Here is an 8613-nt window from a genome sequence, read left to right as displayed (position 1 = left end):
GGCGGCCGAGTTGGCCAAGCGCCAGCACGAAGACGGTTCGTGGACCAACTCCAATGCCCGCTGGCTGGAAGGCGACGCCAATCTCGTCACCGGCTACGCCTTGCTCGCGCTTTCCTACTGCCGGCCGCACGAAAAAAAGTAGAGGGACCCTGAACCTGGAAATGGGTTCACGGTATTTTGCTTAAACGGTTTTTGTTCCGGCGAAGCGTAGGGTGGGACCAGCGAGCTTGCGAGCGCCGGCCCACCATTGGCGACGTCGATTACGGTGGGCCGGCGCTCGCAAGCTCGCTGGTCCCACCCTACGGCTGCGGCATAAAAACGGTACAACTCCCAGAACGGCAAAACGTCTCATTCTCGGCCGCGTGAAGTATAGGTCAGAGGACCGACTCCAGCAGTCGGCTCAATTCGTCGTCGCTCAACTGCACGGGGTTGCCGTTCATGCTGTTGCCGCGCGATCCGGCCACAAGGTCGACAATCTGCTCGTGGCGAACGCCAAGCTCGCTCAAACGCCTCGGCACGCCGATGGCCGCGGCCAGACGATCGATGGCCGACAGCAGCGCGTCGGCCGCCTCGGCGTCGGACCGCCAGGTTCCGCCCAACGCCCCGCGGGCCAACTCGGCCAGGTCCGTTTCGCAAAGCGGCCGATTGACGCGCAAGGCCACGGGCAGCAGCACGGCACATGCCAACCCGTGCGTCACCCGCGCATGCACGCCCAAGGCGGCCGCCACGCCGTGGGCCAGGCCCAAGCCGGAGTTCGCCAAGGCCATGCCCGAAACGAGCGCGGCGTGGGCCATCGCTTCGCGGGCAGGGCGACAGGCGCCGTCGGCCACCGCCTGCGGCAACGCGGAGAACGCTCCACGAAGTGCCTCAACCGCCAACGCCCGCGGCAGCGGCCGGGCGAAGCGGGAAAGATAACTCTCGATGAGCTGCGTAATGGCGTCCATGCCGGTCCAGGCCGTCGTGGTGGAAGGCACGCTCACGCTCAACTCCGGATCGACAAGCACCACGCGCGGCAGCATGCTGTCGGAACGCAGGCTCTTTTTGAACGGCGGAGCGTAGCACGAAATGACGGCGTTCTTGGTCGCTTCGCTGCCGGTGCCGCCGGTGGTCGGCATGGCCATCAAGGGGAGCGGCGACCGCACGATCTTCAGCCCGCGGCCGACGCCCTCCAGATAGTCTTGCACCGTCGGCGATTCGCGGTTGGTGGCCAGCGCCGCGGCCGCCTTGGCCAGGTCGATGGCAGAACCTCCGCCGATGGCCAACAGCAAATCGCCTTCGCCCGCCGAAGCCTCGCACAGTCGCCGCGTCGTTTCGTCGACATCGGCCACCCGCGGCTCGCGCGAGATCGCGGCCAGCCGAATCACGTCGAGACCCGCTTGCCGCAGGCCGCCGAGCAGCTCGTCGAGCGTGCCGCTGGTTTCCAGCGCGCGCGAGCCGCAGACCACGAATGCCCGGCGTCCCAGCTCGCGGGCCAGCCGCCCGGCCTCGCGGCGCCGACCCCAGCCGAACGCAATCCGGGCAGGCGCGACGAAGTCGTACGACAGTTCCATGGCTCGGCTACTTTTTCTCTTTGACGCTGAAGTCGATCGTCGATTGGCCGATCTTCTTGGCCTGCTTGTCTTCGAGGGTCAGCTCCAGCTTGTAACCACCATCGTAGATCGACTTGGGCAGCGTGATAAAGTAGTGGACGAAGAAATCGCGGCGTCGGTTCTGGCAATCCTCCTCGGTCAGCGGCAGGTCGTCGTGAGCTACGCGGCGGCCCTGGCTGTCGAGAATCTGGTAATGCGCCTCCAGCGAAGTATGGAAGCCCTGGGGGGATTCTTCGCTCTTGAAGTTCTCGACTTCGGCGTAAAGCAAGATCTGCTGGCCCGGCTTGAACTCCGCCGGATCGAACCGCTTGAGCACCCCGTAACTGTGAACGTCGGTGCAAAACGCCAGGTTTCGTACTATCAGCGGACTTTGTTCGGCGAGCGAGGCCGCGGCACGCGCGAGGTGGATGCCCGCCTCGGCCGCGCGCCGGCCGGGATCGGTGACGCGCTGGGCGTCGAGATAGGTGCTCAGTGCAAACAACTGCTTCGACCAATAGTCTTGCTGGGCCGGCGTGATGCCGGGTATCGGCCGCAGGGCGTCGTCGCGCCGACCCGCCGCCAGGTCGAGCAGTCGCAGATAAACCTGATCGGCCAGGCCGTCGGCGTCGTGCGGCGACTGGCTTGTTTGGCGTTCCAAATCGCCGATGGCCGCCTGCAGGTGCTGCTGCCACGTGGCCGAGCTGGCTGGCTTTCCGGCGGCCGGCCCGACCGCGTCGGCGGCAACCGGCTGCGTGGCCGCATCGGCAGGTTGACCGTCGGAGGGCTGGGCGGAGGGCGCGGCCGCCGCGCCGGACGCCCCCACGCTCTCGGTCGCTGATGTTTTGACGACGCGCGTTTCCGCGGTGGGGTTGTCTTTCGTCATCGCGTCGGGCGTCTTGTCGGCCGCACGCTCGGCATTGCGGCGTCGATAGGCCATTGAGGCGCGAAAGGTCTGCACCAGCATCGGCCAGTAGGCGGGATCGGTTTTCCGCAGATCGTCGATCAGCCGCTGTTGCGCTTCGGGCTGCAGGGGACCGAGCGCGGCCAGCTCAGCCAGCACGTCGTCGAGCACCCGCGGATCGGGCGACTTGGGCGCTTGGACTGCATTCGCGGCGTCTGGGCCGGTTGTCGCCGCCACCGGCGGTGGGTTGCCCTTGGCCGGGCCGTTCGACGGCGGACTGCTCGCATCTGTGCCGGTGGAACTGGCCTGCGGTCCGTTCTCGGGGTTGCTGGCGGCCGACTCGGTTGCCAGGGCCTTGCTCGGCGTTGGCCGCGTTCCCGGCAGCGCGCACCCCGCGCAGGCGCAAAGGGCCAGCAGCAGTCGGTGGACTGTCGGTGTACGGGACATGGTCGACCAGCGGAACGAGCGACGTGACCGAGCGGGGGCGGGAGGATAGGCAAAAAGCCGGTCCGTGGCAAGGTCGCCCTTGGCGGTGTAGCGCCCTGGCGGAACCAGACGCAAGCTACCCTGCGCGCTGCGCCTTGAGCCGCAGAAGCTGCCTGCGAAGGTCGCGGACGACCGCCTCCAGGCCCTTGGGTATATTGGCCGCGCGTGGTTTGAATCGCAGTCCCGTCGTCAATTCTGGCCCAGAGAACCACATTATTCGACCAGGGCGGCACCGACGATTGGCCCACTACGCTAATCAATCGGGTGCCCTCAAGCAACGCACGTAGTTCTTCTTGCCGCGCGTACTGCATACGGTCGCCCGTCAAGTAGCGGTCGCCGAGGTAGCAGAAAAGATGCACTAGGTTGGGCCGCGGTTGCCATTCCTTGACGACGAGCCAGGCTCCAGGCGTCGCTGGCCAGCGCGTCGGACGCCGACGTGCCCGATGTGCCGCCCACGGCGGCCGACAGGTCGTCGCCCAACAGCGTGGCCACTTCGCTCAAAAAGGCGTTCGTGTCGGTCGTGGCGTAGGTCTTTTCGTCGTCGCCCTCCGTCTGCGCGGCCTGCTCCTCGTCCGACACGGCGCCGGCCTCGTATTGCGGGCGGACCTGGGCCAGCTCCGCCTCGAACGCCATCCAGGGCGACGGCGTCAGCGTGCCGCTGTTGGGGGCGGGCACCTCCAGGCCGGGCTGCTGAGAGAGCCAAGCCATGACCGTGGCGTCGTCGCTGGCTTCGGCCTGCTCGAATCCGCCGGTGGCGCCGGCGTCGCTTTCGCCCCGCGTGGCGTCGGCCCCGGTGTCGGAGGTCGTCTGGCCGGCCTGGGCCACGGCGACCGCCAATTCGTCGCTGGCCGTGGCGGGGTCGTCGGCCAGCGCATAATCGAATTGGGCTTTCCCTTCGTCATCGACGGTGGCTGCCCAGTCTTCGGCGTCGGCGGTGGGGAACTTCTGGTCGGCCAGATCTTTGGATTTGCTCCAGGCCAGATTGGCGTCGGCCTCGCCCTTGGAGAGCGCGAGCTGGGCGTCGGCCGATTCGACGATCGACGGGTCGGGCGGCGGCGGCGCGGTGGCCACATTTTGCGCCAGCCAGGTCTGGTGGTCGGCGTCGGCCTGGGCGGCGGCCGTGGTGTAGGCCGCTTGCACCGTGGCCAGCGACGTGTCCTGCGTGGCGTCGCCCTGAGAGGTGTTTTTGGCGTCCAGGCCCAGGTTGGCCGTCAGGCGTTCGGCGTATTGGTCTTGGGCCATGTCGACCGTCTCCAGCTCGGTCGCCACCGCCGGCCCTTCCGCCGAGGCGTAGTTCACTTCGGCCGACGCTTCGCCCTGGGCCTCGCTCACGGCATCGTCCACCAGCGCGTCTTGATAGTTGGCGTCGTCTTGCGCCACCTGTTTCGAGTCGTTCTCGAAGGTGGGCGCCACGTCCTGCAGCCATTGTTCATCGGCGTGCGCACACAGGGCGTTGAAGGTGTTCTGCCCGCGGGGAGACTGCGCGTCGAGGTTCTGGGCGTCGGTTTCCTGGTTCTGGGCCTGGCCTTCGGCGTAGCCGGCCTCGGCCTGCGAGACGCTGCCGACGGCGGTCACTTCGTCGTCGCCCAGCGCCTGTTGGAACTGTTCCAGCGGGCCGCCCGCATTGGTCGCCCAGTTCTGGTCGCTCTCCGCCGTGCCCAGCATAAAATCTTCCAGGTCGTTGCCCACCGCGGCGGTCATCCCTTCGTCGGCCGTGCTCTCCTCGGTGGCCAGCGTTGTCGCTTGTGCTGCGTCCCATTTTCCCGTCCATTTTCTCATCCGCACCTCAAAAGAACGGTTCCTGCCACCTTTTCCGACCCGTTCGTCGTCACCAGGGGCTGGCCGCCCGAGACGAGCGGGGGCTGCGTGACCCGCACCACTTCGCCCTCGATGTTGTAGCCGGTCACGATTTGCGCGTTGTCGCTCCGGCTCTAGCGTCCAACTCGTCCAGCTCTTGTTGTCGGTGCGCGATGTGAACGACGCACCCCTTGGCCCTCAGACCGACGAGCGGTGAAATGTCGCCTAGTTCCCAGCATTGCGAGACATCAATGTAGCGCAAGTCGGGAAGCGCGCGGACAAAGGACACATCCCGCAGCTCAGTCATGTCGAGCGTCAGGTTAACAAGCCGCTTAAGTCGCCCGATCGGTCGGAAATCGCGTATGCCGTCGCAACCGCTCAGCCCCAGCGACCGTAGCTCGCCGAGCTTCTCGATAGGTCTGATGTTGCTGATCTCGGAGCACCAATTAAGGCTGAGGCTCTCCAGCGTTGCCAGCTTGGCCAGCGGCGCGACGTCGTCGAGTTTGTCGCAGGCGTCCAGCGAAAGCGATGTAAGTTTAGGCGCGCCGGCCAGTCGCACGAGATCGGCACTGGTAAGCCAATTGCAGTAGGTCGCGCGCAGCTCCGCAAGCCGCGGCGACGCACGCAAGGGCGCGAGGTCATATGGCGACTCAAAAGCTGAAATATCGAGCTTCCGCAGGTCCGTCAACCTAGCCAACGGCGACAGGTCGAGAGAATGCTTGTTCCCTTCGAGATTCAAGTATCGCAACCGTTGCGCATCGACCAAGCCGCCGATATCCCTGAGCTGCCCCTTAGTGACGGTCAGCGACGCAAGAGCGCTCATCGCGGACACTTTCCAGAGCCGTTCAAACGTCGAGTCCTCTATTGACACAATGACCACGTTTGCCAGCTCGCCCAACACTTCGACATTCGCTAGGCCTGTACCGCCTCTGATCCTAAGGAATATAAGCCGCTGTAAAGGAGCAAGTGCCAGCGCGTCAAACGGCCCGAAGGCCATCGTTAACGATTGCAACTGATGCAATTTGCCGATCGCGTCCGTCCCGTTTACTTCCCCATCTAAGTGGAGAAAAAGTTCATTCAGGAGCTTTAGCGAGCTTAGAAACGACACGTCGCGACACCGACGCGCGAGTATAATATGTAGAACCTCAAGACTCTGCAGCCCTCCGAGCGCATCGGCGTTCCGCAACGGGCGCCAGATTCGGAGCACGCGCAAATGCTTCAAATCCTCTACCGACGCTGCGTCGATCTCCGGCTCGTCCGCCTTGTTGAAGCCAATGGGCGTGCCGAACTCAAGCCGCTCCAGGTTGGGGCAGGCACTCGTGATTCCACGCAAGCCCTCTTCTGCAACCGTATCAGGCAACGATAACGATCGTAACCGCGGCATATGTTGCAATGCCGCAAAGTCCGTTAGCCCCGTGCATGCTGCGAGCTCGAACCGGCAAAGCCGAGGCATCGACAAGAACGGAGTCAATGTGCGCAACTTGTCGTTGTTGAATAAATCAACCGACCGAAGTTCCGTAAGACTCTCCAGCGCGCGGAAATCCTCAACATGCGTTCCACTTACCTCCAGCGTTTCGAGCCTTGCCAAGTCCCGCAAAGGCGCGAGCGTCCGCAACTTGACCGCGCGATAACATACCAGTTGCTGCAGGCGCCGGCATCCGTTTGCAATCGCGCCAAACTCGTCGTCGCTGGTATCCTCATGCAGAGTCAGGGAAATCAGATCACCTAATTCCCCAATTGGTCGCAAATCCGGGTACTCGCCGGTCCGCATGCCAATATGACGCAAGCTGGCGATTCGCGCGACCGCTTTGAAACTGCGCAGGCACTCCAGCCCGTCGAGAAACAGGGCGCGCAGGTCACGCAGATCGAGGAGATCGCCTAAATCGGTTATTCTCGCATCCTGGAGATAGGCCGCCTGTAGACGGGTAAAAACCCTAATCGGCGAAAGATTAACCAAATCCCTGGCGTCCAGAACAACAACGGTCTCGACTGCATCCGCATGCCGAATACCGGCGGCGTGGCGAAAGCTTGTTGAACTGAACCAAAGCGTTACGCCCGTCGCATCCGTTAGGAGCCCGTCTAACCCCTCAAAATCGTCGATAGTTTCCACCAACACGCCAACGAGACGCCTATGCCCATCAATACCGTCGATCCAGATCCGATTCGCCTCGCGCCAAAATCGCGGCAACCCGACACCCCCCCAGAAATATGGGCCGACTTCAAAAATGTCCAACCACCCTTCACCGGCCCATGCGCTTGGCGCCTCGTAGGGCCAGGCGACGGGTTTGTTGCGTTCGTCCGTCATTGTGCATACCGTTTCCGTAAGAATCGTGCTCCGCGTCGTGAAGTCGCAATCACTCAAACGGACTGCGCGGTGGTTGGTAGGGGCGCGGACCCTGAATCGCTCTGCGCATGTTCTCGCGGTCCAGTGGACTCATGGCGTCGTTATTGAAGCGCCTTAGCGCATGATTCATTTGCCCGGTGTCCAGCGCGTTGTCGAAATACTTGCCAGCCGGAGCCAACGCCGTGGTCGCGAGTTCCTCGGCGAGCTTCGCCGCGAAAATCCCGTCGGCGGCCTCATAGGCTGCGCCCGCGACGTCGCCGTTTGCAAGTGCGCTTGAGCACTTCCCAAGGGCGATCAAGGCGGCAAGGGGACGTGCGATCTTGGCTACTAATGCCCCCTTTAACGCCAACGCACGGAAGCGTGCTCCGGTCGCACCGGGCGCAAGCCAGCTTTTGTAAAAAGCCTTCGCGGCAGCAGATTCGAGATCCTTAGGCAACACCTTGGTGTTACTGCCCGTCCCATCCGCAAGCCTGGCCAGCTTCTTCAGATCCGCTATGTTCTCGACTTTGCCCTCGGCACGCGCCGCCGCCGCGATGAGATCGCTCTTTGCCATTCCAACAAGGTATTTATTGATGGCATCCCACGTTTTGGCGTTGGCGCCGGACGGACATTTACCCGCGAGGATTGCGTCGACGAATGCCTGCGCTTGCGCAGGGCTGAACCCTTTGGCGGCAGCCCTTAGCTGCTTGCCGGTTCCGCCGCCGAGGACGCGCATTAACTCTTCGCGCACGGCGCCGCTGTACGAGGGATGCGTGACGCCATCCCAGGTGTCATTGCCGTGGTTGTATAGAAGATCAAACGTGTTGTTGTTGAATACGTCAATGACGTCCTTGCTGAACCCGCCGATCCCGTTAAAAACCGCCTGCGGCACGATGTGGTGGTCGGGGCGCGGGGTGTACAATCCGCTCGGGTCCGCCAAATTCGCCGGGTCGTTGAACACGACCGCGGACAAATTGGTGCCGCCGAGCAACCCGATCGGATCCGGACTTGCCCAGAAGGCGTCGGCCATGTATTCCCAGCGGGCGCCGAACTTCACCATGCCGGTCGTCGAATCGGTGTAAGCGCCCTGCCAGCCAGCGATGTGCAACACCGCGGGATTGCTCTCGTACCAGACGGCGCCGGTGGCGACGTAAACGATGTGATTGACGAGATTCCCATTGGCGTCAACCGTGTCGACGACACTGGCCCGATCGTCGAGCAGCGGATAGGTGACCGTGCCGGGGCTGGATGTCGATGTGACATCCTCCTCAGCCAAGTCGGTGAAATACTGGTCGTAGGCGCTGGTGCTGGGGCCGTTGAGGTAACGCGCGATGAGCTGGTCGCTGCCGTTGAAGGCCAACACGATGTTCCCCTTGCCGGGGCCGTTCTCGCCGCCGTCCCAGATGTAATGCACGATTTGCGTGTAGCTGCCGGTGCCGGTCGGGTCGAGATCGCGCTCGATCAGGTTGTCGAAAACATCGTAAACGTAATGAACGTGCTGCTTTAGTGCGTCGTCGTTATTGTAGAAGTAGACGTCC

General features: G+C 63.5%; 5 protein-coding genes. All 5 read right to left on the bottom strand.

All coding sequences use genetic code 11. The features are described from left to right. Positions 1 to 374: 374 nt before the first annotated feature. Positions 375 to 1550 (bottom strand): iron-containing alcohol dehydrogenase, encoded by a 1176-nt coding sequence (locus VNH11_19710; GenBank protein HVA48602.1) that lies wholly within the window; start codon positions 1548 to 1550, stop codon positions 375 to 377. Between the two features lie 7 nt (positions 1551 to 1557). Further along, entirely contained in the window at positions 1558 to 2916 is a 1359-nt protein-coding gene (locus VNH11_19705) for a hypothetical protein (protein ID HVA48601.1), read from the bottom strand. 309 nt (positions 2917 to 3225) lie between these two features. Further along, positions 3226 to 4734, bottom strand: a complete 1509-nt coding sequence (locus tag VNH11_19700) for a hypothetical protein (protein ID HVA48600.1) — start codon at positions 4732 to 4734, stop codon at positions 3226 to 3228. Between the two features lie 124 nt (positions 4735 to 4858). Continuing rightward, positions 4859 to 7057: a hypothetical protein gene (locus VNH11_19695; protein HVA48599.1), complete on the bottom strand. Its 2199-nt coding sequence runs from the start codon at positions 7055 to 7057 to the stop codon at positions 4859 to 4861. Between the two features lie 49 nt (positions 7058 to 7106). Continuing rightward, positions 7107 to 8613, bottom strand: a 1507-nt coding sequence (locus VNH11_19690; GenBank protein ID HVA48598.1) for an RHS repeat-associated core domain-containing protein, incomplete at its 5' end; no start/stop codon positions are given.

It is taken from the genome of Pirellulales bacterium (assembly GCA_035533075.1).
Classification (GTDB): Bacteria; Planctomycetota; Planctomycetia; order Pirellulales; family JAICIG01; genus DASSFG01.
The sequence above is the reverse complement of the archived record's forward strand: the minus strand, read 5'-3'. Positions and strand labels throughout refer to the sequence as shown.